The 26,318-nt window shown below is 30.0% G+C and carries 39 protein-coding genes; 5 read left to right on the top strand and 34 right to left on the bottom strand.

Annotation, left to right across the window (positions count from 1 at the left end; all coding sequences use genetic code 11):
• From BN2409_RS02465 to BN2409_RS02500, 8 genes are all read right to left on the bottom strand, one after another.
• Window positions 1-258, bottom strand: coding sequence for a putative Se/S carrier protein (locus tag BN2409_RS02465; protein ID WP_053955079.1), 258 nt, complete (start codon window positions 256-258; stop codon window positions 1-3).
• 9 nt (window positions 259-267) lie between these two features.
• Entirely contained in the window at window positions 268-855 is a 588-nt protein-coding gene (gene yedF, locus BN2409_RS02470) for a sulfurtransferase-like selenium metabolism protein YedF (protein ID WP_053955080.1), read from the bottom strand.
• A gap of 18 nt (window positions 856-873) precedes the next feature.
• The gene (locus tag BN2409_RS02475) at window positions 874-1,533 is read right to left on the bottom strand and encodes a CvpA family protein (RefSeq protein WP_053955081.1); all 660 of its coding nucleotides are present in this window, start codon (window positions 1,531-1,533) and stop codon (window positions 874-876) included.
• Between the two features lie 10 nt (window positions 1,534-1,543).
• Entirely contained in the window at window positions 1,544-2,683 is a 1,140-nt protein-coding gene (locus tag BN2409_RS02480; protein WP_053955082.1) for a DUF5711 family protein, read from the bottom strand.
• 66 nt (window positions 2,684-2,749) lie between these two features.
• Entirely contained in the window at window positions 2,750-3,784 is a 1,035-nt protein-coding gene (locus tag BN2409_RS02485) for a YkvI family membrane protein (RefSeq protein WP_053955083.1), read from the bottom strand.
• A gap of 543 nt (window positions 3,785-4,327) precedes the next feature.
• Window positions 4,328-4,573 (bottom strand): spore coat protein, encoded by a 246-nt coding sequence (locus BN2409_RS02490; RefSeq protein WP_053955084.1) that lies wholly within the window; start codon window positions 4,571-4,573, stop codon window positions 4,328-4,330.
• Window positions 4,574-4,584: 11 nt separating this feature from the next.
• Window positions 4,585-4,770, bottom strand: a complete 186-nt coding sequence (locus tag BN2409_RS02495; RefSeq protein WP_053955085.1) for a hypothetical protein — start codon at window positions 4,768-4,770, stop codon at window positions 4,585-4,587.
• An 87-nt stretch (window positions 4,771-4,857) separates the two neighbouring features.
• Complete coding sequence (locus BN2409_RS02500; RefSeq protein ID WP_053955086.1) at window positions 4,858-5,811, bottom strand: calcium/sodium antiporter; 954 nt, start codon at window positions 5,809-5,811, stop codon at window positions 4,858-4,860.
• 182 nt (window positions 5,812-5,993) lie between these two features.
• Here BN2409_RS02500 and BN2409_RS02505 point away from each other — a divergent pair, with 182 nt between their 5' ends.
• Complete coding sequence (locus BN2409_RS02505) at window positions 5,994-6,707, top strand: lysophospholipid acyltransferase family protein (RefSeq protein WP_053955087.1); 714 nt, start codon at window positions 5,994-5,996, stop codon at window positions 6,705-6,707.
• A 71-nt stretch (window positions 6,708-6,778) separates the two neighbouring features.
• Here the strand turns inward: BN2409_RS02505 and BN2409_RS02510 are convergent, their stop codons facing one another.
• The 23 genes from BN2409_RS02510 to BN2409_RS02610 all read right to left on the bottom strand — a co-directional run bounded on the left by BN2409_RS02510 (window position 6,779) and on the right by BN2409_RS02610 (window position 20,732).
• Window positions 6,779-7,165, bottom strand: a complete 387-nt coding sequence (locus BN2409_RS02510; RefSeq protein WP_053955088.1) for a YcbK family protein — start codon at window positions 7,163-7,165, stop codon at window positions 6,779-6,781.
• Window positions 7,166-7,167: 2 nt separating this feature from the next.
• Window positions 7,168-7,578 (bottom strand): phage holin family protein, encoded by a 411-nt coding sequence (locus BN2409_RS02515; RefSeq protein ID WP_053955089.1) that lies wholly within the window; start codon window positions 7,576-7,578, stop codon window positions 7,168-7,170.
• Window positions 7,579-7,676: 98 nt separating this feature from the next.
• On the bottom strand, window positions 7,677-7,826 hold the full coding sequence (locus BN2409_RS17090) for a hypothetical protein (RefSeq protein WP_199872900.1): 150 nt from the start codon (window positions 7,824-7,826) through the stop codon (window positions 7,677-7,679).
• A complete protein-coding gene (locus BN2409_RS02520) occupies window positions 7,826-8,086 on the bottom strand; it encodes a hypothetical protein (protein ID WP_053955090.1) in 261 nt (86 codons plus the stop codon). Before BN2409_RS02520 ends, BN2409_RS17090 begins: the two co-directional genes overlap by 1 nt.
• Window positions 8,087-8,105: 19 nt before the next feature.
• Window positions 8,106-9,398, bottom strand: a complete 1,293-nt coding sequence (locus tag BN2409_RS02525) for a pyocin knob domain-containing protein (RefSeq protein WP_053955091.1) — start codon at window positions 9,396-9,398, stop codon at window positions 8,106-8,108.
• Window positions 9,399-9,410: 12 nt separating this feature from the next.
• Complete coding sequence (locus BN2409_RS02530) at window positions 9,411-9,944, bottom strand: collagen-like domain-containing protein (RefSeq protein ID WP_199872901.1); 534 nt, start codon at window positions 9,942-9,944, stop codon at window positions 9,411-9,413.
• A 17-nt stretch (window positions 9,945-9,961) separates the two neighbouring features.
• Complete coding sequence (locus tag BN2409_RS02535) at window positions 9,962-10,240, bottom strand: hypothetical protein (protein WP_053955092.1); 279 nt, start codon at window positions 10,238-10,240, stop codon at window positions 9,962-9,964.
• Window positions 10,228-10,776 carry a putative phage tail protein gene (locus tag BN2409_RS02540; protein WP_110942905.1) on the bottom strand — a complete coding sequence of 183 codons (549 nt, stop codon included), beginning with the start codon at window positions 10,774-10,776 and terminating at the stop codon, window positions 10,228-10,230. Before BN2409_RS02540 ends, BN2409_RS02535 begins: the two co-directional genes overlap by 13 nt.
• Entirely contained in the window at window positions 10,769-11,839 is a 1,071-nt protein-coding gene (locus tag BN2409_RS02545; protein WP_053955093.1) for a baseplate J/gp47 family protein, read from the bottom strand. Before BN2409_RS02545 ends, BN2409_RS02540 begins: the two co-directional genes overlap by 8 nt.
• A complete protein-coding gene (locus BN2409_RS02550; RefSeq protein WP_053955094.1) occupies window positions 11,826-12,281 on the bottom strand; it encodes a DUF2634 domain-containing protein in 456 nt (151 codons plus the stop codon). Before BN2409_RS02550 ends, BN2409_RS02545 begins: the two co-directional genes overlap by 14 nt.
• Window positions 12,281-12,694, bottom strand: coding sequence for a DUF2577 domain-containing protein (locus BN2409_RS02555; protein ID WP_053955095.1), 414 nt, complete (start codon window positions 12,692-12,694; stop codon window positions 12,281-12,283). The genes BN2409_RS02550 and BN2409_RS02555 overlap by 1 nt, the downstream gene beginning before the upstream one ends.
• The gene (locus tag BN2409_RS02560) at window positions 12,694-13,662 is read right to left on the bottom strand and encodes an XkdQ/YqbQ family protein (RefSeq protein ID WP_053955096.1); all 969 of its coding nucleotides are present in this window, start codon (window positions 13,660-13,662) and stop codon (window positions 12,694-12,696) included. The genes BN2409_RS02555 and BN2409_RS02560 overlap by 1 nt, the downstream gene beginning before the upstream one ends.
• A 1-nt stretch (window position 13,663) precedes the next feature.
• Window positions 13,664-14,092, bottom strand: coding sequence for a hypothetical protein (locus BN2409_RS02565; protein ID WP_053955097.1), 429 nt, complete (start codon window positions 14,090-14,092; stop codon window positions 13,664-13,666).
• Window positions 14,093-14,105: 13 nt separating this feature from the next.
• Window positions 14,106-15,440 (bottom strand): hypothetical protein, encoded by a 1,335-nt coding sequence (locus BN2409_RS02570; RefSeq protein ID WP_053955098.1) that lies wholly within the window; start codon window positions 15,438-15,440, stop codon window positions 14,106-14,108.
• Window positions 15,441-15,722: 282 nt separating this feature from the next.
• Window positions 15,723-15,869, bottom strand: coding sequence for a hypothetical protein (locus BN2409_RS17095; protein WP_199872908.1), 147 nt, complete (start codon window positions 15,867-15,869; stop codon window positions 15,723-15,725).
• Between the two features lie 23 nt (window positions 15,870-15,892).
• Complete coding sequence (locus BN2409_RS02575; RefSeq protein ID WP_053955099.1) at window positions 15,893-16,288, bottom strand: phage tail assembly chaperone; 396 nt, start codon at window positions 16,286-16,288, stop codon at window positions 15,893-15,895.
• An 11-nt stretch (window positions 16,289-16,299) separates the two neighbouring features.
• On the bottom strand, window positions 16,300-16,746 hold the full coding sequence (locus tag BN2409_RS02580; protein ID WP_053955100.1) for a phage tail tube protein: 447 nt from the start codon (window positions 16,744-16,746) through the stop codon (window positions 16,300-16,302).
• 12 nt (window positions 16,747-16,758) lie between these two features.
• The gene (locus tag BN2409_RS02585) at window positions 16,759-17,814 is read right to left on the bottom strand and encodes a phage tail sheath C-terminal domain-containing protein (protein ID WP_053955101.1); all 1,056 of its coding nucleotides are present in this window, start codon (window positions 17,812-17,814) and stop codon (window positions 16,759-16,761) included.
• Window positions 17,814-18,254 (bottom strand): phage tail terminator family protein, encoded by a 441-nt coding sequence (locus tag BN2409_RS02590; RefSeq protein ID WP_053955102.1) that lies wholly within the window; start codon window positions 18,252-18,254, stop codon window positions 17,814-17,816. The genes BN2409_RS02585 and BN2409_RS02590 overlap by 1 nt, the downstream gene beginning before the upstream one ends.
• Window positions 18,254-18,583: a hypothetical protein gene (locus BN2409_RS02595; RefSeq protein WP_053955103.1), complete on the bottom strand. Its 330-nt coding sequence runs from the start codon at window positions 18,581-18,583 to the stop codon at window positions 18,254-18,256. The genes BN2409_RS02590 and BN2409_RS02595 overlap by 1 nt, the downstream gene beginning before the upstream one ends.
• A gap of 100 nt (window positions 18,584-18,683) precedes the next feature.
• The gene (locus BN2409_RS02600; RefSeq protein ID WP_053955104.1) at window positions 18,684-19,217 is read right to left on the bottom strand and encodes a hypothetical protein; all 534 of its coding nucleotides are present in this window, start codon (window positions 19,215-19,217) and stop codon (window positions 18,684-18,686) included.
• A gap of 287 nt (window positions 19,218-19,504) precedes the next feature.
• Entirely contained in the window at window positions 19,505-20,098 is a 594-nt protein-coding gene (locus BN2409_RS02605; protein WP_053955105.1) for a hypothetical protein, read from the bottom strand.
• 139 nt (window positions 20,099-20,237) lie between these two features.
• Window positions 20,238-20,732 (bottom strand): TspO/MBR family protein, encoded by a 495-nt coding sequence (locus BN2409_RS02610; protein WP_053955106.1) that lies wholly within the window; start codon window positions 20,730-20,732, stop codon window positions 20,238-20,240.
• A gap of 145 nt (window positions 20,733-20,877) precedes the next feature.
• Between BN2409_RS02610 and BN2409_RS02615 the strand changes: the two genes are divergently transcribed.
• From BN2409_RS02615 to yyaC, 4 genes are all read left to right on the top strand, one after another.
• The gene (locus tag BN2409_RS02615) at window positions 20,878-21,417 is read left to right on the top strand and encodes an RNA polymerase sigma factor (RefSeq protein WP_053955107.1); all 540 of its coding nucleotides are present in this window, start codon (window positions 20,878-20,880) and stop codon (window positions 21,415-21,417) included.
• Window positions 21,414-21,719 carry a hypothetical protein gene (locus BN2409_RS02620; RefSeq protein WP_053955108.1) on the top strand — a complete coding sequence of 102 codons (306 nt, stop codon included), beginning with the start codon at window positions 21,414-21,416 and terminating at the stop codon, window positions 21,717-21,719. The genes BN2409_RS02615 and BN2409_RS02620 overlap by 4 nt, the downstream gene beginning before the upstream one ends.
• A 3-nt stretch (window positions 21,720-21,722) precedes the next feature.
• A complete protein-coding gene (locus tag BN2409_RS02625) occupies window positions 21,723-23,477 on the top strand; it encodes a tetratricopeptide repeat protein (RefSeq protein WP_053955109.1) in 1,755 nt (584 codons plus the stop codon).
• Window positions 23,478-23,559: 82 nt separating this feature from the next.
• The gene (gene yyaC, locus BN2409_RS02630) at window positions 23,560-24,165 is read left to right on the top strand and encodes a spore protease YyaC (protein ID WP_053955110.1); all 606 of its coding nucleotides are present in this window, start codon (window positions 23,560-23,562) and stop codon (window positions 24,163-24,165) included.
• A gap of 15 nt (window positions 24,166-24,180) precedes the next feature.
• Here the strand turns inward: yyaC and BN2409_RS02635 are convergent, their stop codons facing one another.
• The 3 genes from BN2409_RS02635 to BN2409_RS02645 form a co-directional block, all read right to left on the bottom strand.
• On the bottom strand, window positions 24,181-24,447 hold the full coding sequence (locus BN2409_RS02635; RefSeq protein ID WP_053955111.1) for a YkuS family protein: 267 nt from the start codon (window positions 24,445-24,447) through the stop codon (window positions 24,181-24,183).
• 63 nt (window positions 24,448-24,510) lie between these two features.
• Complete coding sequence (locus BN2409_RS02640; protein ID WP_053955112.1) at window positions 24,511-25,038, bottom strand: DUF4446 family protein; 528 nt, start codon at window positions 25,036-25,038, stop codon at window positions 24,511-24,513.
• Between the two features lie 115 nt (window positions 25,039-25,153).
• Entirely contained in the window at window positions 25,154-26,302 is a 1,149-nt protein-coding gene (locus tag BN2409_RS02645; RefSeq protein WP_053955113.1) for an aminotransferase class V-fold PLP-dependent enzyme, read from the bottom strand.
• Window positions 26,303-26,318 lie beyond the last annotated feature (16 nt).

Here is a 26,318-nt window from a genome sequence, read left to right on the forward strand (position 1 = left end):
TTACAATTTAGTTATGATTTTGTTTTTGCCTCTTTTTTTTATTTTAAATACCTCTACATTCTTTGTGTCTTTTCCTAATTCATTTAATATATCTATTAAATCTTCCTTTGAAAATTTAATAGATAGGCCACAGCTTGCACTAATCTCTCTTGGTGTTGGAATCGTCTCTACTGAAAAATTTTTCTTTAATTTTATTTCTGTTTGTATAGCATGATGGGTTGATTCAAAAGAAATCACATAAAATTCTTGACTAAACATTCTATTATCCTACAAAGTAATTCTATTTTTAGCACTGTGTAGTGTATCCAAAATCGTATACATATTGGTTACACTTCCAACTTTTAACTTATCCTTTAAATGAAAATAATCAAGGCAAGTTCCACAAGATAAAATTTCTACACCTTCCTTTTCAAGAAGGCTTAAATACTCTAATACTTCTGATCCTTCTGTAGTTAATTTTACCCCACCATTTAAAAATAATAAAGTCTTAGGATAGGAGGAGTATTCTGTTAAAGTATAGATATATCCCTTCATCAATATCTTTCCCAATTCTTCAGAACCACTTCCTAAAGTATCTTTTTCAAATAATATGACTAGATCTCTCTCTTCTTCTATTTTACACTCTATATCTTCTATTTTTTCTCCTTTTGTGATATAAATATAAAAATCTTCTTTTTCTTTTTTTACATCTACTTGACAGCTTAAGCTTTCTGCTAACTTAGATACATTCTTCATAGCCACTTCATTATCAACTATGGTAACCATGCTTCCTTCCTTCAAGCTATCTAATACCTTTTTTGTTTCAATCACTGGTTTTGGACAACTCAAACCTCTCGCATCCACTTTATGATTCATACATATCCCTCCATATTTTTAATCCTTTAATAATCCAACAATTGGATTATGGTTGTACAAAAATTTAACCACCGTAGACTTTTCAAGTCCCTCTTCTAATACGCTTGAGTCTTTCATTGTTGCAAAAGGGGTAAGAATTGTGATGATGATCAATACAATTAAAAATCCTTTACCTGCCCCTAATAAAGCCCCTAAAGAACGATTGACTTCATTTAAAATGGGAAAAGAAACAACCGTATCTATACAATATCCTATTAAAAACCAAAGTAGTTTTACTCCTATAAAAATAATAAAAACACTTAAAAAATTGATAAACATCTTAGCCAGTATATTTGAAGCATTATGATAAGCTAATTCTTGAGTAGATTCACAAAACTCTTGTAATACTTGTGGAAAATCTAAAATTTGAAATACACTTCTTTGTGCAATAATTCCTCCAGATGAAGCTTGATAAGCATTGGCACTTTCAAACCTATTATAAACCAAATTTTCCACTTTTGAAAATATAGCTCCATTCTCTATCATGTATTTTGAAACAAAAGGATAATATATCTTTGCTACGATTCCGGCTACAATGTAACTAAATGTATGGAAAAATGAAAGCACAAGCCCTCTTCTCCATCCCTTCATTCCTCCAATAAAAAGAATCACTAAAACTGAAACATCCATCCAATTCATAAAAATTCTCCTACTTTTCTTTTTCTTTATACTTCACCTTTAAAATCTGTACTTTATTTTGAAGAACCAAAATCAATTCATCTTCTTTAATCATATGTATATCTTGTATATCATTATTGATCTTTTTTTCTATTAATTCTTTTCCTTTTTTAGAAAAATATAAAGTTCGTTCTGTAAACGCAATAAAAGAGTTGTTGTAATTATCTATTCCCAATACTTCCCCTTTAATGGGGATATTAGAAAGTTCTTTTCCTTTTATATCTATAACTTCTAAATAATTTGTACTTTTCGTATCTATAATAGATTTTTTATGATTGATTAAATAAAAAATACCATATCCTTTTTCATTCCAACTAACTTTTCCAATAGAACTAGGAAGGTCCTTACTCCAAAGAGGACCATTTGTTTTAGAAAAAGCCATTACTTTTTTTATCCCTACATTAAGTAGATCTCCTGTTTCACTAAAAAATATATTTGTAATCACTTGATCTTTATACTTATTTCCACCTAAAAGCTTTCCTTCCTTTGAATAAAGAACTACTTTTGTCTCTAAAGTATTATCTTCTATCCCCATTACAGATATACCAATCCATCCCTCGTTAGATATCGCCATATCTAGTATATTTCCTTGATCGATGATAATTTGACCTTGCTTTTTTCCTTCTGCATCAAATGTATAAATTTCTGTGTTTTTTTCGTTTTGAGAGTATAAAGCTAAAACTCCATCTTTATTAGATACCATATTTTGAATAGGTTTTTCTAAACTTATACTAAAAACTTTATTGCCTTTATCATCAAAAGCTATAATTTCACCTGTTGTTTTATCTGCTAAAAATACATTTTTTTCACTTGTTGTAATAATAGGATTTTTGATAGGCTTATTGACACTCCATTCTTCTATTCCTTTTAAATTATATTTTTTTAAAACTTTTTGATCATAGATGACCATTCCCTGTACAAATGGATAGATCTTTCTATTTTGATCTTCTTTATATTCAATAGTGACAACTTTTTCAAAATCTATTTCTCCATATCCCAAAAGATTTTTTGCTATATGTAACAATTGTGCTCCACCAAATATGAGAATAGATATAAAAATAATCATAAAAATCCTATAACGAATGGGTCTACGTCTTTTTTTCTTTTGCATTCCTACTCCTCCTGGTGTTTTATACTCAATCTTAATTTTATATTCTCTTAAGTTTTCATAAATCCTCTATATCTTATGCCCTATTTTCTTAGACAACGCAATAAATAAAATGAAAAATCCCATATATCCAAAGAAAGGATATAAAGTATGTACTAACCTTTTGAATCCAAACTGAGATAAGGGAATAGTAATGATACAAAATAAAATACATACAAAAATATGCTTAATCCTTATTTTCTGCTCAAGGGTCTGAATCAAAACAAACCCATTGGCAATAGCTGTAGTAAGCATGGCTCCCCAAAGCAAAATCCCATACATAGACTTAGCTTTTGTACTCACTAAAGATGCAATAGCCATCATAGGAATTTGTGCATCTTTAATTTGTGTATAACATAAATAAGTCGGTAAAAATAAAAATAAAAGCATACATCCTAATAATGCTCCTCCTAAAATCCCTCCTCCTAAAGCCACCTTTTTATGACTAAGTAAAGGATACATAGCACTCAATACGACTGCTGCTGATATCATATTATAACTTACATATAAAAGAGAAGACGTAATCCAATTTCCGCCTCCCTCATAACCTTCATAAAAAATATTGATAAATCCATTACTCTCTTTAGCTGTAAAAATTCCTATACATATAATTCCTATCATCATCAATGGTACAATGACACTATTGACCAATGCAAGACCATTCATACTGAAAATAAAAGTAAAAAAACAAATCATACTCATAAATAAGATACCTATTTCTTTTGAATATCCAAAGTATTCTTCAAATAAAGCTCCACTTCCTGCTAACATGACACAATAAAAAGATAAAAGCAGTAAAGATAAAAACCATTCTATCCCTTTTCCTACAAACTTTCCAAAAAAAGAAATGACAAAATCATGATAAGATGTAATTTTGTATTTATGTACCTGAAGCAAAACAAAACTTCCAAACAAACTAAATAAAATAGATGTTAGAATCACTCCATACAATCCATTCATTCCATTTCTCGTAAAAAAGTAAACAACTTCCTGCCCTGATGCAAAACCTGCTCCTATTAAAGTCCCTATATAAATACTTGCAACTTTCAAAACATTTTTTCTCAATCTTAGTCCCCCTTTATATAGTAGCATTTCTATTCATATTCTAATGATTTGTATTTTATATACATAAAAGCTTACTCTATTGTATGTGCTTTGGAAGTTGTCTCATGATTTTAAAAATTTTCCATTGTTTTTAACTTTGAAAATTCTATTATTTTCTAATCTAGTAAAAATAAGTGTTAATTATTTAACTTGTTATTTTTCTAATAATTACCAATTATTTAACATTATGTAAATTGTTAATATAGGTTTTCTATTGTTTTTTCAAAGTTGGTTTCGTTTTCCTATTTTTCTATTTTTTCTATTTTCCCTCTTTATTTGTATGGCAAAATATGTTATACTCAAAGTACAAAGTTAATTTTTTAACAAATTTATGTAGAAAGAAGATGATCAGCATGTTATTTCGTTTAATCACAATGTGCTTTGTGATCTTATTTATAAGATATGTAGCTGCTGTTAATCGAAAGGAAAGAGAAAAGGAAATCAAAAGAAAATATGAAGTGTACTAAAGATCAAGGCTTCTGGTAAACAGAAGCCTTTTTTTGACTATGCATTAAATTGAGATTTGATTTGTTGAATATCATTTTGATTTGCTGGTGCAGCAGGTTGATAATAACCCTTTTGCTCAGCAGTCTTATAAAGGTTGTATTGGAATGTTTCGCAGTTATTTCTCATTTGTTGAACAGCTTGACGAAACTGAGGATTGGATGCTTGTGTAATTACATTGGCATAACCTGTAATACTGCTATTGATCATAGACAATACGTCATTTACCATATCTTTTTCTTGCATTGATTTCCCTCCTATTGTAAAAATGATAGTAATTGTTGTTTTGTGTTTTGTGCATCTTGAGCAGACTTTTGAAACATTTGTTTAATTTGTGGGTCTGTTGCTTGTTGACCATAAGATTGAAGTTTTTGATATGCCGTCTCATGAGAACCAATAAGGTGTCTAATATTTTGAAGTTCTAATTGATTAAGTTGTGTCACTCATAACACTCCCTTCTTTTATTTTCAAATATAGTATCTTAAATTAAGGGGGCAATTATTCACAAAATACTTTTTTAAAATTTGGATTTAATTTCTTATAATAATATACACCACATATGCTATATAAGATGCAAATAAAACAAACCCTTCTTTTCTAGATAATTCATATTGGGTCTTAGAAAAAATAAAAAGTAATATCGTACCTACAATCATCAAGATAACATCTGTAAATATTGTCGAGTCAATAGCCATAGTAGAAACAGTAGAAGATGCTCCTAGTATAAATACAATATTAAAAATATTACTTCCTATAATATTTCCAACTGCAATATCACTTTGTTTTTTAATGGCTGCTGTAATGGATGTAATCATTTCTGGAAGAGAAGTTCCTATAGCTGCAATGGTAAGTCCTACTAATGTCTCACTAAGACCTAGATCTATAGCAATTTTTGTACTACTTCTCACTACAAATTCTCCTCCTAAAATAATAGCTCCCAAACCACCTAGACCAATAAATATATTTTTTTTCATACTTCCTATTTGAATGTCTTCCTCTGCCTCATTTTTTTCTAAACTATTTGCAGCTACTTCTAGTATGTAATATAAAAATATAATAAAAAAAGATAGTAAAACCAATCCATCTCCTCTTGTAAGTTGGTTTTTTATATTCATTTGAAACCTTTGATCCATCATCAGTACTAAAAGAAGAATACTAGATAATAAAGTAAAGGGTATTTCTTTTCGGATTGTCTCTTTTGCAACAGTGAGGGGACGAATCATGGCTGTAATTCCTAAAATAAAAGTCATATTGATCATATTACTTCCAACTACATTTCCTAGGGAAATCCCACTGTTTTGATTTAAAGCTGCTTTAATGCTTACTGCAGCTTCCGGTGAACTAGTTCCAAAAGCGACAATAGTAAGTCCAATAACAATAGGAGAAATTCTAAGGATTTTTGCCACATTAGAAGCTGCATCTACAAAATAATCTGCTCCTTTAATCAAAAACACAAAACCTAATAACAATAAAATATAAGTCATCATTCTACCCCCATTATCTTAAAAAATTCATATTATTAGTTTTACCCTTCCTATGAATATTTATCGAAAAAATATTTTTCAATGCATATCAATTGTATATTATAAAAAAATTAAATGATCTTTAGTATAGAAAAAATAAAATTTTATGATATTATATAAAGAGCGAAAGGAAGGAGAATCATATGTTTAAAACTATATATGTAGGAATTTATATTGTATTATATATGCTTGTTTTATTTCCTAAACTTTGGAAAATTAACAATCTAGAAAAAGAAGGAAAAATAGAAGAAATGAATCATCTTCTTCACAAAATAGCCTCTAAGTGGGGAAAAGCTACGGTAAATATTACAGGTTCGGAGATTTTAGTATCAGGTCTTGAAAATATTCCAGAAGGTCCTGTATTGTTTGTTGGAAATCATCAAGGATATTTTGATATTCCTATATTATATTCATCTATTCCAAAGCCTATATCCTTTGTTGCAAAAATAGAGCTTGGAAATATCCCTGTCTTTGGAGCATGGATGAGAAAACAAAGATGTATCTTTATTGATCGAGAAAACCCAAGACAATCTCTAAAAGCCATTCAAGAAGGAATCAAATCATTAAAAGGCGGTCATTCTATGGTTATTTTCCCAGAAGGAACAAGAAGTAAAAGTTCTCAAATGAATGAATTTAAAAAGGGAAGTTTAAAAATGGCTACCAAAGCAAAGGTTCCTATTGTTCCTATCACTATCGATGGTTCTTATAAGATATTAGAAGAAAACAAAAATAGAATCAAAGCATCTCAAGTAAAATTAACAATTTCAAAACCTATCTATACAGAAAATCTTTCTAAAGAAGAAGAAAATGAATTAAGTGAAAAAATATATAAAATTATTCAAAGTAATTTGAATTAAAAAAAGCTAGGACTATCCTAGCTTTTTTACAATGTAAAATTTTCTAAAATAAAATAATGAATATCCTTAGCCTATCTCATATCCCAATAAGAATATCCTCTACTGTGTGGATGATCTCGTACATCTAAGTGAGTAAATTTCTTATACACTCCTATTCCTGTAAAACCCATCTTGGTTGCAATCTTTGCAATCTCTTCTGGAGAAAATCCGTTTACTCTAATATCTACAGCTTTTCCCAATACATGCTGACTTCTTGGAGAACCTCCTACTTTTTTATTATAAGAAGGGGAACGATACCCAGAATTGATGATCATAGGTCTTCCTATTTTGTCTCTCATTTCTTGAAGGAGTCTTATAAGTCTGTAATCATATATAACTTCATTTTTTCCTTCTTTACATACAAACTCAGAGAGTTTGAAATTTTTAGATACATTCATATTTGATACAACATTAAACATTTTTAGTCCTCCATTTCATTATTTTTTTCTTTCATTTTTTTGAGTACCTTTACAATAAAAGCAGGCAAAGGAACTCCTAAGCCTGCAATATTTTCTGTAATGGATATACCTTCATTTGCTATATAAAAATAAATGGTCATGGTTCTAAAGACAGGATTTTGTGATGCGACTGCCAAATCTAGCTGATGAGCAAGAATAATGACAATAAAAATAGCCGCCTTTTTAAGCAGCCCCTTGTGTCCCATCTCACTGGATATTTCTTTGTTTTTATATCCTTTCATTAAACCTGTTATATAATCCATTATAATCAATATTACTAAAATATGAATAATTCTATTCCACTCTCCTATCAATATGCTCATACCAGTCCCTAAACCTACTATGATCATATTTATACTATTTTTTATATCCATTTGCATCGTCCTTTATTAAATTTTTGATGATTCATCTGGTTGTTAAAAACATTATATTGTTTCTATTTTCTATATGAGGATTACTTCACATAATTTCCCTATATCGACTTACTTGTATTAAGAATCTCTTGTTTTTCTGCTTCTGTAAGTGCTGAATACTCTGAAATAATTTCTTCTGCTGTTCGATTTTCTTCTTTCATTCTTCTAGATATTACTCTAATAAAAATATTTTTTTTCCAAGTAGACATTACATAGCACCCCCTATAAGACTCGCAATAGCATTTTCAACCTCTATAAGACTCTGTTTTGTTTTTTCAAATTCTGTTAATGGTGATGTTGATTGTAGTTCAAACTTTTCTTTCGACCACTCTCCATGTTCATATTTTCTCCATAAAAAATCTTCTGACATACTTTCTATCTGTATCATCCTTTTATTTCTAATTTCTCCACTTAAACATGAGATTCCAATGCAAACACAATTTTCATTTAATTGCGCGTAATAAAACATAATTTATCCTCCTTCATTTTTAGATTAAACTAACTACTTGCCAATCAAAATCATTTCCATCAGGGTACCTGTCTGTACTTTTAATCATTTCTATTTGAGTATTGCTATTAAATTTATATGCCATATCAAATTGTATTGGTGGGATAAAACTTCTCTCTATATTTATAGGAGATATGTTTACCTTTCCATGAGAAGAACGACCATGTTGAACACTTATACCTCTTTTAAATTCTAACACACTCCATCCTACAAGTGCATTTCCTGCTTGTGTTCCTTCCAATTCTAATTTATTGTGATAAAGTTTAACATTAATTCCTATTCCTAAATATGGACTCTTGTCTCTTTTACCACTAATTATTATGAATGATTTTGATAAATCTACTGAAGATATTGGAACAGTTACTCTACTTCTATAAACATAAGTAGAACCACTTTGTATATTTTTTAATTCTACACCTCCAATAAAGTTTCCATTAATACCAAAAATATTTACTCCCTGTTTTATATTTTCAGGTCTTAAATTGGATTCTCCTTTTACTATACCAGAACCATTATGATACCCTTTTGGTATTATTTGATTAAAAGTTGTAGGGTTAATAGTAAATGCATTGTGATTAGGCATAACACCTGTTTGCTTTTTCCCACCTTGATAAAAAGTTTTTCCATTTAAAACATCATTTGCCCTTGCTGTCGCATCTTTAGAAATGTCTTTTATTTTATTTGCTAATACACTAAATACCTCGCTTCCACTTGCATTTTGTCCCATGCCAGTAATAGCGGTAGCGATTTCTGTTTTTCCATTACTGGCAGATTGAAAAAGTTGATCGTAATCATCTTGTGTTAGTATTCTTTTCCACGAACTCCATGAATAATTTCCCCCCCATTGAGGATTTGTTCTTCCATACCGTATAAAAATATCAGAAGTACCATAAACAAAAGCTGTTTGTTTTTTTGTTCCAAATTTGTTCCCCTTATCCCTAGTCAGTGTAACAATATAACAAAAACTATTTGGAACTGGAGAGTTTGCATGCTTTGTTACTATAAAGCTCCTTGTGGTATTATTAGGATCATCATAATCATTACTAAATCTATAGATTGGATTTATGGTATCTGTTTCAAAATAAGTAGCTATACCATTTAACTGTTTATCTACACCATTTAATTTTTCTTTTAATTGTTTATTTTCACCTTGGTGCATAATAATTGCATCTTCTACAGTTCTTCCATTTTTCATAAAAACTACATCAGATTTAGTTTGAGGATAATATACATTTCCATTGTGATCCTCTATTCTTATCTTATTTTCAGCCATTTTTCATCCTCCTTACATCTTTTTAAAAAACAATTTTACTTCTTTTGCATTTGATACAGCTGTGCCAAATTTAACATGATCGCCAGGATTTCCTTTGTCTCCTTTAGGTCCTTGTGGTCCTCTCTCCCCTGTGGCTCCTTTTGCTCCAGTATCCCCCTTAGGTCCTTGAATGCCTTGATCTCCCTTATCTCCTTTGGGACCTTGTGGTCCTCTCTCCCCTGTAGCTCCTTTTGCTCCAGTATCCCCCTTCGGTCCTTGAATTCCTTGATCTCCCTTATCTCCTTTGGGGCCTTGTGGTCCTCTCTCTCCTGTGGCTCCTTTTGCTCCAGTATCCCCCTTAGGTCCTTGATCTCCTTTATCTCCTTTCGGACCTTGTGATCCAGTTGCTCCTTTGGGACCAGTTAACTTGCCAGCATTTAATTTCTGTTGAAATGTTTCACCATCGTCAAAAGTTACACAATCTGCACCAGTCAAAACATCTACTTCCTCCAAAATCGCCCCTGTCTTTTCATCTAACAATTGTACTCTTACTTTACTTTTAGCCATTTATATCTCCTCCTATTTTATATTTTTTTAATCCCCATGGTGGGACTAACCTTTATATTTTCTACTACTTGTGTAGGTACTTGATCAGTGATAAAAAAATAAAATGTTCCTTTTTTTCTTTCTCCTACAGGCACATTTTTTTCAGCCACTATTATTTCTGTTTTATCTTCTATTTTATTTTGTAGCTCTGTAATTTCATTATCTATTTTATCCATGTTCTCATTGATCACTTTAATATCTGCTGTTTCATGATCTAAAGGTTTTTTTAACTTTATGTTTCTAGTTAGCTCTGGCATCCTATCACCTTCCTTGTTCTCACTTCTTTCCAATTCATCTTCTTTACCTTTCCCCAAGTTGTCTGTCTCATTTGTAACCATGTAATATAAAGAAATTCATATAATATTTCTAGATGTGCAGGTTTAATTTCTTCAATAGCATTTTTTAAATCCTCTATATTCGGAGGCACTCCATAAACACTAGTAAATATAATATTGATCCTGCCATCAAAAGTAACCTCCACATCTCCATTTGTATAAGCATCTGCTACTAATTTGATAAGATTTCTATCTACTTTGCCTGTTCCTCTCCATTTGGACTTTATAGTGCTCCTTCTATCTTCATAGGTTTTATCTCTATCTGTTTGAATTCCAAGCTCTTTTTCATATATATCTAGTGTCCAAGTAGCTGTCTCTATAAATAATTGTCTTTCTAAATCCTTTAAATCTAATGTGATTTGATCTAATTCTTTTCCTTGTACTTTCATGAGTTCATGAAATATCTCTGATTTTTGCTCATAAAAGGGTAAATATTTTAACATTCTATTTTTAAGCAATGATAACCCCTCCTAGCACTGGAACTGCCTCTTCATGAATCATGATATTTTTCTTTTCATTATTGATAGTCAAATCAGAAAAATCCAGTATCCCTTTTGAATCTAATACAATACTTGCAATCTTATTGTAACTAACCTTGTTTTCTCTAAAGGCAATTTCTTTTAAATATAATTTTATATTTTCCTCTACATCTTTTTGAATCACTTCTTGTAAAATAGCAGTATCTTTCTCTGTAAGATGAAAGGATATATTTAAAAGTACAGGCTCTGCACTTACTACTTTACAAAAGGCTCCAATAGGAGCTTTGCCTTCCCCTAATCCTTTGGATCCAGGATCAATATATTCTTGTACTTCTTTAGCAAGCTCTATATTTGGTTTTTTCTCTTTATCAATAACTACTACCTTTACCGTATTCGGCTGATTATTAGGTAGAGGTATAACCCTTGCATCTCCTACTCCTGTTACTTCCTTTGCCCAATTGAGATAATGGTATTTATTTCCTGATGTGGCAGGAGTTCGAATACGCTCATAGTATCTTTGTAAAAGCTCTTCATCACTTTCTGCATCATAACCATTTGTAAACTCTTTTGGATTTATTACCTTTTTAATACCATTAAGAGTCACAGGAAAATATCTAATGGCTTCTGCTGGAACGTTCCCTATGATTCCATATACTTCACACTTTACCCATACCTCTACTTGTCCTTTATCATCTATAGTTTTATCTTCTTGTACGATAAAATCTACTGTATCACTAGAGACTTTATCATTTATACAAATCTTCGCTCCTTTTTTTCCTATAATTGTTACATAGCCTGTAGCTTGAGTGGCTAGTTTCCTTTTGATTCCTGTTTTCTCATATACCCTTTGCTCTAATTCTGTTTCTTTTAAGTTTTTGATTTCTAATTTATCTTCTAAATTTTTCATATCCTTTTTCATATACTCTAGCTCAATGGCAACAGGCTTTAGGGCATCATAAAAAAAAGACCCTTCTGATCGATCATAAATATTAGATACATTTTTAATCATTCTATCTTGTATCACTTCTTTATCCTCTAGCATAAGATTTCACCTCCTTATTAAAAGTTTCTTCATTTATTAAATTCACCTTAAAAGATAAATTTATATAAGATGCAACCTTCTTGATTTCAAAATGATAAACAGAAGCAATCATAGGATGTTTCATAAGAGATTGACTGATTTCTCTTTTTAATTCTGCTTCTATAAAATCCTTTGGAAGATTTTTTCCTATAATAAGATCTTCTACAATCACGCCATATTCATTTTTATCTTTTCTTTGATAGATTTTATATTTATATTTTTCTGTTCTTAATACTTTATCAATCCATCCCTTAATTGCGTCTACACCTAATACCTCTACTAATCTCCCATCCTTTATGACAAACTCCCCTTTATCAAAGTCAAATAAAAAAGACTTACCCATCCTTGGCAAATCCTTTGGCTTCTCTTCTTTCATTTTTAAATTTGCTACTTGTGGAAACATTACAAACTCACCCCCTTGTCTAGTAGAAAGTAGGTTTGTTCGTCTGTAGTAGGAATCAATATTACTTGATCTCCTTTTTTCAAGGTATCTGTATATTTGAATGTTCCTTTCATACTGACATTTCCTTCTACATTTCCATTTACTACTTCATAGGTAGTAGGAACGTTAGATTTTAATGTAATTGATCCACTTTCTCCACTAGTGCTTTCGTCTCCTTTAATCTCAAATTGTCTTTCATAATCCTCTAAAACATGAGCTCCTATAATCAAATGCTCTTTCGTCAATATAATCTTATCCCCTAAATATACTTGAATATTAGGAGGGGGACTAATGATCGTTCCTACTTGTGGCCCCAAGTAAGGTCTATTGTCCCTTTCTTTAAATAAACTTGCCAATTCACTAATTCCATCCATTACATCACCCCCAATCCTAATTGCATTTTGTGGATTCCATTTTGAACAGTATGGGTTACATCCTTGATTAAATATTTCCCACAAATGCCTGTGACTGGTTCTTGGATTGTAATGGTTCTTCCTGCCCTTACTTTATCATCACCTAACATTTCTACACTATTTTCTTCAAATATTTTTCCTAATTCCTTTAACATATTGTTTGCAATATTTTTTGCCTGAATCTTATCCTTTTTTTCTATACTGACTACATCTTGAAGGAGTCCATATTCTCGAATCAACTTTTTATCTCCTTCTGTGATGATCAAATGATCATCTGATATAACTTGGATACTATTTTTCATCTCTTCTATAGATCTTTTGCGACTGGGATTAGAAATAGCACTACTTACATCATAAGGCTGTATATTTTGTGCCAATTGAAAGGTTCCTTGTACCTCTAGCTCTTGTTGTTTTTCTATATACAATTTTCCTGCTCTCATTTCCATCCTATACTTGGTTTGTGTACTTTTATGGGCAATATCTAAAATATCTTCAATAATTTCACTTACAGCTTTATCATTATATATTTTATGGATAATCGTAGGAATAGGAGCTATAGATCCAATAGAAATGGAGAAATCATTTAAAATCGTTTCTATAGCTTTCTTTCCTGTGGTTTTATTAAACTGATAAACGGCTTTACTTTTATTCAAATAAAAAGCACAATCAAAGCAGCTATAATTGATCTTGCCTCTTCCATTTTTTTCTTCAGATACTACAATTCCTCTACATATTTCATCTTTGTTTTTTAATATTATCAAACTTCCTAGCTGTACTGGATTGATTGGAAAATATCGATCATCATTAAAAGCAATATCAAAGTCAAGCTGTTGTCCTAGCTCACTGATATTGCTTCTCCACTGAATATTTCCAACCAAAGGGGTAATATCTGTCTGTATATTATTTTTTATACTCAATAGCTGATACATACTACACCACCTTTTGTTCTAGTTTGATAAATTTAAACTCATTTAGAGTAAGAGTATAGTAAATATCTCCTGTTCCATCTTGTTGTCCATATTCAAAACTTTCTATTGTACAAGGCATATTCACTAATTCATTAGAAGCATCTGTAATAACCAATCGGATAGGTACTCTTCTGCTCTTCCATTCCTCTAGAATTTTTATATATTCCCACCCTTTATATTGTCTATCTCTTAAAAAAGGATAGTCTTTGTTTGGAAAAAATGACTGGATAGATATACTCTTTAAAGAATCCATACCAATAAGTTTGATTTCTCCTTGATTGATAGTATCAAAAGTTTCATTCTTCATTCCTGACTGTATCTTAAATTCTTTAGGCAATACAGGAAGTCTAATGACTTGCTCTCGATTATTAATAGAAAGAAATATATCCATATACCCACCTCCCTTATGCATATCTATAGTTATTTGCCATTGATTGTTTTAATCTTGGAACCAACTCATTTAAAATCTCTGTAGTTGACTTGTTTGTACCGCTAATATTAATAGTGTATTTGTTTTGGTTTTTAATAGAATGATCTACTCGAGTACCCATGATCTTTGTTCCTCCGTTGGCTACTTTATTAGCTTTTGGAGTAATTTTATTATTCTTATAAAGCTTATAAACATTGTTTCCAGATACCTTTGTTGATGATTTGATGTGGTTTTTTTGTTGAATTCTACTTTTACTACGTCCTTTATTGGGTAACCTTCTCATCTTCCCACCATTTTTTCCTGATTTTTTAATGGTAGATAAGGATCTTTTAGGTGCAAAGATATTTTTTACTGTATCTATCATCTTTCCTGTACCCTTATCTAATTTTTTTTGTATATGTTTTGGAGCAGCTTCATAAAAAATGCTCCCTGCAAAGTTTACAGCAGAACCTACCGTAGATAATACCGTTCCTACTCCTGGTAAGACTTGCGTTGCATCTAAAGCCATATCTGTTGCTGCAAGAGCTGATAAAAATTTACTATCTCCTTTTGCAATAGTCTTAATATTTTCTGCGTATCCTAAAACAGGGAAAAATGATTTTTTAAATGTTTTTCCTATACTTAGTAGTTTTGGAAACTTTGTAGATGTTTTGGATAAAATAGTTGTATATTTCCCATGAATCATCTCTTTTGTAATCTTACCTAAAGTCTTTGCTTGAGATGTATAATTTTTATTTCTCAATCTCCCAATCATATTTACTGATTTTTCAACTAATATTTTACTTGTTTTTCCTATCTCATTTTTTAACTTAGTATATCTTCCTGATGCCATCTGTTTTGTAATCTTTGCTATGGTCTTCGCTTGTTTATTCAAATCTTTCCCACTAAATTCTCCTATTTTTTTCATTACTTTATAAGACATATCCCCTAATTGATTTTTATATCTACTAGTTACTTTAAAAATTGCCTTTTTACCTACTTCACCTATTTTGTCCTTTGTATCATCATGAGTTGCTATATTTTTCATATGCTCAGTAAAATCCTGATTTGTGTCATAAAAATTGACTCTCTCTTTTATTTTCTGCCCTATGTGATCTAAAGAAGGGTCAATATATTTTTTCGCAAGCTGTGATTTCATTTCATTTAGCTTTTTAATAGGCCCTAGATTAGATATTAATTTATCAATAGGCTCACTGATAAAATCTGTGATTTCATCTTTTATAAAAGACTTAAATTTTTCTGCTTGTTTTTTGGCAAATTCACCATGATAATTATCGTCAACTCTCTCAGTTAAGCTTCCATCGCTCATTCATTCACCACCTTTTTTTTACAAATAAAAAAGATCCCTCTATATGATACCTTTCAAATTGTAGTTAAAATGTTTAATGACAAAGTCATAAAAATAAGGAACATTTATTGAAAATTTGTGAAAATATAGAATAAGGGAGAAAATTGATAGCATTACACTGTTTGAGCGTAGCGAGTTTGTAATGCTATTTTCGACCGTTTCTATATATTTTCCAAATTCGAAAATTAGTGACGTTTTTTATGACTTTGCCATAAAATCAAAAGGCACCTATTCAAGGTACCTTTATTCTTCTATTTCTCTATTCATCATCTCTTCAATTTCTTCCATTTCCTTTTCATAAAATGCCATCAAAAGAATCAATTCCCCTCTTGGCATATTGTAGATCACAGACGGTCTAATTCCTTTGGTTTTCCAAAAATAATAAATCATTTGAGTCAAACCATCTGTGTCAATTAGTTTTTTACTTCTTCTACAGCTCCACCATCAAACCCGCTTAATTCTCCAATCATATTGTATAAAGTCAGAAGCTCTCCAGGAAGAAGAAGCTTTCTTACTAAATCCTTTGGTGTATATACATGAAATTTATCCATTAATTCCTTTGTTTTAAACCTTGGGTTTTTCACTCCTTCTATAACAGTCATAAGCTGTAATTCCCCAATGTTTATATTTTCTTGATTTTCATCCATTGCCATTTCTTGAATTTCCTCCATTTTATCAGGAGTTAATGCTTCCACTTGAAAAATTACTTTTTCTCCTGTCATAGAAGATAACCTTTTTATTTCTACTTCTTTACTAGGCTTTTTTAATTTCTTTTCATCTAATTGAAGCAACAAATCTAATGTATTCATATTCATCCTCCTTATTCTGGCTGAATCATATCAGCAAAATCATAGTCTGTAAATGTAAATGGACATTCTACTTTTCCTAATGCTTTTGTCTCAAAATTCATAAGAGTTAAATCATCAAAGCTTACTTCTTTGAGTACAACTCTTTCTGATTGACCATTTACTGTATCTGGATCAGCTAATTTTGAAACAATAGTAAACCTTACATCTTTTCCTTTTTTAATCATATCTCCTAGCTTGATTGCCATCCTAGAGTTTACTTTGTGCATCTTTAGTGTTCCTTTTCCTTCCCATCCTGTAATCTTTGTATCCTTTGCCAAAACGCCACACATATTTACATCTTCTTTTTTCAATGTAATCTTTGCCTCAAGTCCTGTTAACTCACTGACCTTATCTCCATCTAACCAAATTTCTCCCCATGTACCATTAATCACTCTATTTCCAGCTATTTTATTTGCCATATTGATTCCCCCTTACATAAATATTTCCATTGTTAAGTCTTCCATTGCATCTAAAAACTTTACTTTTGCCTTAATAAATACTTCACTTCCAGTATTGTACTCTTTGATTTCTTGTTCCTTTAATGCTTCTACCTCTACACCTTTTTTCATGAGATATAATCTTTGCCCAAGCATATCAATCTCGGCCTTGCTATCATAATCTGGGTCTAATACATCTATTCTTTCTAATTCCTCAAAATAAGCATTCAGTGCAGCTAAAAACAATACTTTATTATCATAGGAATTTACAACTTTTCCTACATAAGATCCATCAAAAGTATCATGAATATCATCTCTCATCAGATCTACTGCATCTACAATCTTAATTTTCTTAAATTCTTCACCCTTTGTAGCTGTAGTAGTAGTCAAAGAATTGACTCCCCTGCCTATTTTGATTTTTTCTCCATCATGGATAAGAATTAATTTTCCAGCATCAATATCTTTATCTGGATTTTCTGATTCTGTAATGCTTTCTAGTTCATTAAGTGCATAATAAGTAGAGCTTCTTGTAAATGGAAGTCCTGCAAGCACTCCAGCAATCCTACAAGTATATTGACTTGCGCTATAAGTCATATCTCCTACCTTTATACCTTCTGTTGCAAAATTGATAATTCCTTCATGATCTGCCTCTACATTGGGAAGTACTGCTTTAAATGTCTTTTTATTGTTTTGTCTTTGTTCTTTAATCCATGAAACAATATTTTGAACTGCTTCTTGTGAAATATCTGGAATAGAAAGATAATTCCACTTTTTATTTTTCAATCTTTTTAAAGCTACTGCATAATCTTCTTCCTTTCCAATTCTTTCAATAATAATTTTGCTAGGTATTCCCATGAGCGTTTTTTCAATGTAGTCTCTGTTCTCTTTTGTCCAGTTGTCTTTTGCTACTTCATCGATAGATCTATATTCTACTGATTCTAAATCCACTTTATCCTCTTTTAAAATAAGTGCTACAATTCCTCTAGCACTTCTTTGAATTGCAGTTGTTCCTTGTGTTTTAAAGTTTATTAATATTTGTGGTAAACCCATTAAATCTCCTCCTTTATTCTTAAATCCTTCATCATTTCATAATTTTTATAACCATAGACCTTCATCTGATCTATTGTATCTATAAAAGCTATTTCAAAAGAAAACACCAATACTTTATCTACCATTTTTACTGTAGTTTCTTGAATAGTAAATTTCCTATCCTCTACTTCTAAAACACAAGAAAAAATATCCTGAAGTTTTTCTAATATCTCAATATTTTCTTTGATGGTTTGGCTTTTTGAAAAGTACTCAATCTTTATTTTGATTTTTTTATTTTGATGATATCTGCTTTCTAACGTAGTAGATACAGGTAAAACTTCAATAAAAAATGCAGGTCTATCCAATGATTCTCCCTGCATGGTTTCATAGAAATAACTCGTATCAAAATGACTCTTTAATATTTTTAATACAGTCTCTTGAATTTTTAATAATGTAATCATCATCTCTCCTTCCACAAGCTCCTTCGTTCCATAAGTTTTTCCTCTATTAAATGATTTAATAAATGGCTTATCTCCATGAAATCCATTAATGTTTTTTCATTAGAGTCTATAGACTGATTGGTTTCTTTGTGTAGTTCTTTCTCCATTGCTTCTAATTTTTTCTTAAGTTTTAATACATTTTCTTTATAAGCATCCCTTTGTTGGATCACTTGATTGAGTCTAGTTCTTGGAACAAATTGATTATTATTTAAGAGTATTTTTTGATTTTTTGTTTTTTCCTTTACTTCTTTGTATAAACTTTCTCCTAGGATTTCCTTTAACTCTTTCATTAAAATCATCTCCTTTTATTCCTTTACGTGTTTTACGTGTAACGCCACGATTCATTCTTCTCATTTTAAATTATAATAGATTCATTTTTATTATATCGGCCTAATTTCGGCACTTTTTCGGTATATCCAATGCAGATATCTCTAATAAAATACTGTTTTTGAGTATTTTATAGATTTTAGTTAAAGCCTCATTTCTTATTTCTCTACATTGTCTTTCTTCTATATTTACTTCAAAAGTAATATACCTCCAAATTTTCTTATCTACATACTTCATCTTGATAATTTTTTTCTCTAAATCTGTAAGGCTTTCTACTGCATTGTGAATTCTTCTTAAAAATCTTTCCATATGCCTTTTTTCAAATTCAAGTAAATCAATCATTTCTTCTATTTCTAAATCCTTCAATACCTGTGTCTCTGTTTTAGAAAAAATTTGATTGCTCCTTATAAATTCTTCATAATTGATACCCTTTAAACTTAAATATTGCATATCTTTTAAATCTCCGATCTGAAGTTCTATTTCTTTTATTTTTGCTTCATATTGTTTTAAGTTTTTAAGAGTATTTTCCACTCCCTTCATACTTATTTTTTTGTTACGCTTTTGTATTTTTTCTTTTTCTAAACTTTGTGTATACATAAACCTTCACCACCATAAATAGTTTATTTTTTGATATCTGTAATAAAAATACATTTATTGATTTTTATTTAATTTATTGATTTTTTTGTATATCTCTTATTTTAAAGTATAATATATATTTTTTACCAATTTAGGCATACTTGTGGCACTTTATCGGAACTTTTCCTCCAAATATTTTAGATATATAGAAAATTATACCACATTTTTTCGAACATGTGTTCGTTTATTCTAAAAAAATAAAACTTAGCTCAAATCAAATGAACTAAGTTTTTTTCTTATTTTATTTACTACTTCTTAAATTTAAATGTATCTGCCATATACATAACGGCTTCTAATTGTTGATCAAAATCCTTTGAAACATTAATATAATACATCATAGCATATTTGTCTTTTTTATCATGATCAAATATATGTAGTTGCATATGTTTTACTTCTACCCCTTGTACAGTAGACGTAACAGTTGTTTTTACTGCTTCTCCATTAGATAAAGTGATTTTTTCCATTTTTAAATTTTTAAGCATATCTGTATCGTCAGCAGCATCTACTTCTTCTTGTAATTGCTTCATATATTCATCTATATCGGGAAATTTTTCATTAAAAGTTTGAACACTTACATTAGGTTTGAAATTAGTTTCTGGATCCTGTGTTCCACACATAAATACAGTTATATCATCCATATCTTTATATTTTTCACTTGTCCATGTAGTTGGATACTTTGTTTCAAAAAATTCATTTGAAAAATCTTGAGTTTCAAATTCTACTTTCATAGGCTCTACTTTTACTTCATTAGATGAAGCTACATCCTTTTGTCCACATCCTACTAATAAAAGTATACTACATAAAAAAATACCTATTCCTTTTAAAACTTTACTTTTTTTCATTAAATAACCTCCATATCTTTTTATCTATCATGTCATGTACTTTTCATAAATTTTGCACACATTATTCAATTTAACATTTATGTAAAATAATAACCATAGTACTTTTTTACTATTCATTCTAAGATATGGAAAAATTATTTTATTGATTTAATTTCCAAACAAAAAAATTTAAAATCCCTGCAAAAGCCACCCATATGATATATGGAATCAACAAATATCCTGCCCATGCATCTAATTTGTAAAATTTTTTAAAAGTAATGAGAATAAGAACCCACAAAACAATCAATTCTACAAACGCAAATCCCCTTAACCCAAGTCCAAAGAAAAGTATTGGCCAAAAAAAATTAAAAAAGAGTTGTAATCCATAAAAAAACAATGCCTTTTTTACTTTAGGATTTTGAGTCCCTAACATAAAAATTCTATAACTTGCTATACCCATTAAAAAATAAAGAATCGTCCATACAATAGGAAAAACCCATCCTGGTGGAGAAAAATCTGGTTTAATCAAGTTTGCATACTCCCTATATGTATCTTTTGTCAAAAAAGCACTTAATACCCCTACTAACTCAGGAATCAATATACATACAATCAATGCAAAAATATTTTTTCTTCCTTTTACTTTGATCACCTTCATCACAATCCTTTCTTTTTAAATTTCCAGGGAAATGAACATTTATATATATATTATTAAAATTTTCATTTTTATATACTTTTTTGCAACCTTTTTCTTTTTAATATACTCTATATAAATAGAACAAAGAAAGGAAACCTTCTATATTATGAAAATAGATGAAAATATATATGTTTCACGACTCAAAAATGGTGATCCAACAGCTTTAGAAAAATTTATGGATCTTTATGGTACTAAACTTTTTAGAACCATTTATCTTATGGTAAAAGATGAAAAATTAGCAGAAGATATTCTTCAAGAAGTTTTTATTACTCTGTTTTATAAAATTCATCAATTTAGAAAAGAATCTTCTCTTTATACTTGGATCTATAAAATCACCATTCATAAATGTAATAAATATATGAAAACCTCTTGGTTTCAAAGAGTTTTCCCTACAGATATCATATGGGATCATTTTAAAAACTCACAAGATTTTCAAGACGAATATGTAGACAAAGAACATATTCAAAACCTTATTTTTTCTCTTCCTGATCATTATCGTTGTATACTCATTCTTTTTTATTATGAAGATTTTACAATGGAAGAAATTCATCAAATTACAGGTGAAAATATAAACACTATAAAAAGCAAACTTCATAGAGGAAGAAAACTGCTTAAAGATTTACTAGAAAAGGAGATGAATTTATGAAAATCCATGAAGATGTTGTAAAAAAACTATTTAAAGAAAAATTAGATTCTTCTTTATTTCATATACAAATGAATCCTCATATGAAACAAAATATTTTAAACTCTTTACATCCTATAAAAAAACAAAATATATTGCAAAGAATTTTAAATTACGAGATTCGTATTCATCTATCCCCTGCTATTGGATGTATATTGATTTTTATGATTTTAATAGGCTCTTTTACAGCCCATCAAATCAAGCTGACTCATAAAGAAATTGTTCATGCTCAAATATACCCTGTACTACTTCAAAATAGGAGGTAAATCATGAAATATATTACAATCAAAATAAAGCACATATTATGCTTTATAGTCATTTTATTCATAGGTTTTTTAAGCTTTCAAATCTTTTATCCAGATATACTTTATGGAATTGGAAAATTATACGATATGAATGAAAACCATGACATAGCCAACGGCTATTATGAAAAAATATTAGAAACAGATCCTTCTAGCCCTTTAGCTGCTTTTACTACCCATAGAAAATTTTTAAATATATTATCTTCTAAAAATCTTTCTCTTATGACAGATATAGTATACATCGATCATGATTCATCTTGTAAAAGTGGTTTTAATATTTCAAAAGAAGATTTAAAAAAGATTAATGAACAATATGAAAAAGTTATTCAAAACTGCATCAATCCCAATTTAAAATTAAAACTACAATTAGATACAGCTCTTTTAAATTGGTTTGGAGGAGATTATCATAGATCTATAGAAATTCTTAATGCAAAAGATCAAGCAGGTGACCCTGCCCTTTTAAATTTTCATAAGTTATTTCTATCTTCTATTCATCTTTTGACAGGAGATATTGAAAAAATTCCAACCATAATAGATAAAAATAATTTAGATTCTTATGCTCCTTTAAAAGATAAAGCATCTTTTATTCTTTCTTATTATCATTTATTAAGGGGAGAAGACTATTCTGTACCTTCCTATGAAATGACTCAATATCTTTCTTTATCTAATGAATATGAAATTTATGCTAGACTTCTCAATATAGAAGATGCACTACAAAATATTTCATACCAACTCAAAAGAAACTCTACATCTGGAGATGGACAAATTTATGGAACATTAACACTAGAAAAACAACCTCTTCCTTATAAAATTTTGCTACTTAAAAGAGAAGATGACACCTCATTTTCTGCATCTTTTGTAGGTGAAGACTCTATTTCCATGTCCATCACAGACCAAAACGGTAATTTTTCTTTTATAAATATTCCTAAAGGAAAATATAAAATTGCAGCTTATGTTCCTTGGCCCTTAATTAAAGGGAAAAATTTTTTTACTCCACAGGGAGGCTCTATTCAACTTGAACAAAGTACAAAATATGAGACACATATATCTTTTACTCCAAAATTAAATATTAAAAATGTAAAAGTATCTTCCGATCATACAAAGCTTGATTTTGATTTTGATCCTATAGAAAATGCATCTTATTATGTTTTAACAATGGGAGAAGTGGTTAAGGAAAACAACCAAGAAAATGCCGAATATACTTTTTATTCTGATCCTTTTACACAAAATCACATCTCCATAAATGTAAATGACCATAGAGAAAGTAGAAGTGGTGGCATGGTTTGGGATGATCAAGGAATTGTTCCTTCTTATGTATGGGGTCCCTTTTATACTGAAGGAAAATACACCTATAAAATTACTGCCTATGATCAATATGGAATCATTGGGGATAGCTTTGGTGTATGGTCTAATGAAACATATCCTACCATATGGATTCCTGGATCTCCATTTACAAAAGAAGACCATTTATTATTCAATCGATCTTATGAAAAAGCCATAAAAGGATACAAAAAGATTTTAGAAACAAATCCGAATGATATTCATGCTCTCAGAGTATTATCCGTACTGTATTCCTTTGGTTACAAAGCAGAACCTGAAAATAAAGATATTAAAAATGCTATTATCTATACAGAAAAGTTACACAATCTTCTTCCTCATGATAAACGTATCAAAGAAGATCTTCAAGATCTAAGAAATGAATTTAAAAATAATTTAAAATAAGTTTTTATAAAAATTATGAATTTTCCACTCACCTTTAGGACAAACTTTGATTATATTACAATAGAGGAGAGTGGAATTTTTTATGGATGCTACAGTCTCTTTACCTCCTAAGTCTATTCATGTAGATACCCCTATGGCATCTCATCATTTGCAAAAAGTGCTTACTAAGTATCTAGATGAATATTATACAAATGAATATGGTGATTTGATCATTCTCTGCATAGGAACGGATCGATCTACTGGAGATTCATTAGGCCCTTTAATTGGATATAAACTTGAAAAACATTTTAAAAATAAAGAAGGTATTTTTGTTCATGGTACATTAAATGATCCTGTACATGCAAAAAATTTAGATACTTCTATAGAGTTTATATATAAGACCTATGATACTCCTTTTATTATAGCTATAGACGCTTCTTTGGGGAGACATGAAAGTATTGGCCAAGTGACTATAGGATATGGTCCTATCAAGCCAGGAGCAGGGGTAAATAAGGATTTAACTTATATTGGGAATATACACATTACAGGAGTAGTCAATCTAGGAGGATTTATGGAATATATGGTCCTTCAAAATACAAGGCTGAGTATTGTAATGAATATGGCTGATATGATTTCAGACGGGATTTTGTATAGTATTTGGCGTCAATTAAGAAAAGTGAAAAAGGAGCAATCTTTTGTTCCCAATTGATTTGCTCCTTCTTTTTTAAAACAATGATTCATAAGCTCTTTTCTCAATAGCATAAATGATCTGTTGTATATTTTTATTGGCTACATTAATAATCAGAGCTCCTCGGTCCATATCTATAACATTGTCAAAGTTTTCAAGGTAACTCAAGCTACTGTGATTGCTATCATACAAAATAGCATCTACTGCTTTATCATAATTTTCATGTACTACTTCATAACCCCTTGCTTCTAATTCTTTTCCAAGAGGTTTTAAATTATCTTGTATAGCAATAATCTTTGGCATAAAAACACCTCCTAGCTGTATTATGACTAGAAGGTTTTTTATTTATACTTTATTTTTCAATTTTTATAAAGCTTTCTTCACATATTCATTTAAAGATTGTCTCTTTGCTCGATCGAGTGCTTGAAGTTCTTCCACAGAAAGAGTATGTGATGACTTTCCTTTTTTAATAGGCTTTCCATAAACTACATTATTATTTCTACTATAAATACTTGTAATTAATATTCCATTGTCTTGTTCATCTAGTAATGCCATAGAAAAACTCAAGCTTCCGCCTATATCATCAAATGCATTATATTGAATAATTCCAACCTTTTGAATAGCATAAAGAAGTTTTTGTTGTATTTGTTCTATAGAAAGATCTGTATTGTTCATACGAATATCTAACTGATCAATTTTAGAATAATATTGATGAATAATTTCTTCTATATTTTTCCCTTCTATATTATTTGATAATTTTTCATATTTTTTCTTGAGTCTAGAGAACTTTCTTCCTTGTATACATACAAGAATTAATAATAATATACTCGTCAGAGCACTATAAAAAACAATGATTTCCATATTTTTGCTTATAAACTGAAACATCTGCGCCATTTCTTCCACTCCTTTTAAAGTTTCCTGTAAAATATATTATCTCATGGAAATCCAAAAAAATAAATAGTATGTCTAATTTTAACACATACTATTTTTAATCCCATATAGAAAATTACTACTTCTCCATTTCTTCACAAATTCTTTCAATTGCCTTAATGGCCTTTTTTATATCTTCTATTGTGTTAAAATATCCCATACTAAATCGAACTGTTCCCTGCTCAAAAGTTCCTATTGTTCTATGGGCAACTGGCGCACAATGAAGGCCAGATCGTACTCCTATAGAAAAAACTTTATCTAATAAATAACTCACTTCTGAAGAATCTTCTTCTCCTATATTCATAGAAACCACAGCTGCTTGTTTTTTTTCATCCTTTGGCCCATATATTTTTACTTTCTCTATTTGTTTCAATCCTTCTAACATGCACTTGGTCAAAGATTCTTCATGCTCTCTAATTTTTTCTATTCCTTCTTTTAATATAAACTCAACTCCTGCTCCTAATCCAGCAATACCACTTGTATTTGGAGTTCCACTTTCATATCGATCTGGAAGTATATCTGGTTGTGTTAATAGTTCAGACTTACTCCCTGTTCCTCCTTCTTTCATTTGTATCAATTCTAGACCTTCTTTGATATACAAAATACCAGTTCCTTGTGGTCCTAATAATCCTTTATGTCCTGGAGCTGCCAAAAGATCTATATTCATTTTTTGTACATCTATAGGATAGACCCCTGCTGTTTGAGCTGCATCTACTAAAAACAAAATATTAGCTTCTTTTGCAATTTTACCTACCTCATCAATTGGCATAATGGTTCCGGTTACATTCGATCCATGTGTCATAGCTATAAGCTTTGTATTTTTTTGAATAGCTTTTTTTATATCTTTTGGATTGATTTCTCCATTTTGGTTGCATTGCACAATCGTATGTTCTACTCCTATATCTTTAAGGGTCATAATTGGACGAATCATAGAATTATGCTCCATACTAGTTGTAATCACATGATCTCCTCTTTTTAATATCCCTTTTAAAGCTAGATTTAAAGAATCTGTAGCATTGCATGTGAAAATAATTTGCATAGGATTCTCAATATGAAACAATTTGCATAAAAGTTCTCTTGTTCGATAGATGATCCTTCCAGCCTCTAGAGCTAATGCATGGCCAGATCTCCCTGGATTTGCTCCATATTTTCTCATACATACATCCATAGCTACATATACATCTTCTGGCTTAGGATAAGTTGTTGCTGCATTATCTAAATAAATCACCCTCTACACCCCACTT

Origin of the sequence: Inediibacterium massiliense, from assembly GCF_001282725.1 — a bacterium.
Lineage (GTDB): Bacteria > Bacillota > Clostridia > Peptostreptococcales > Thermotaleaceae > Anaerophilus > Anaerophilus massiliensis.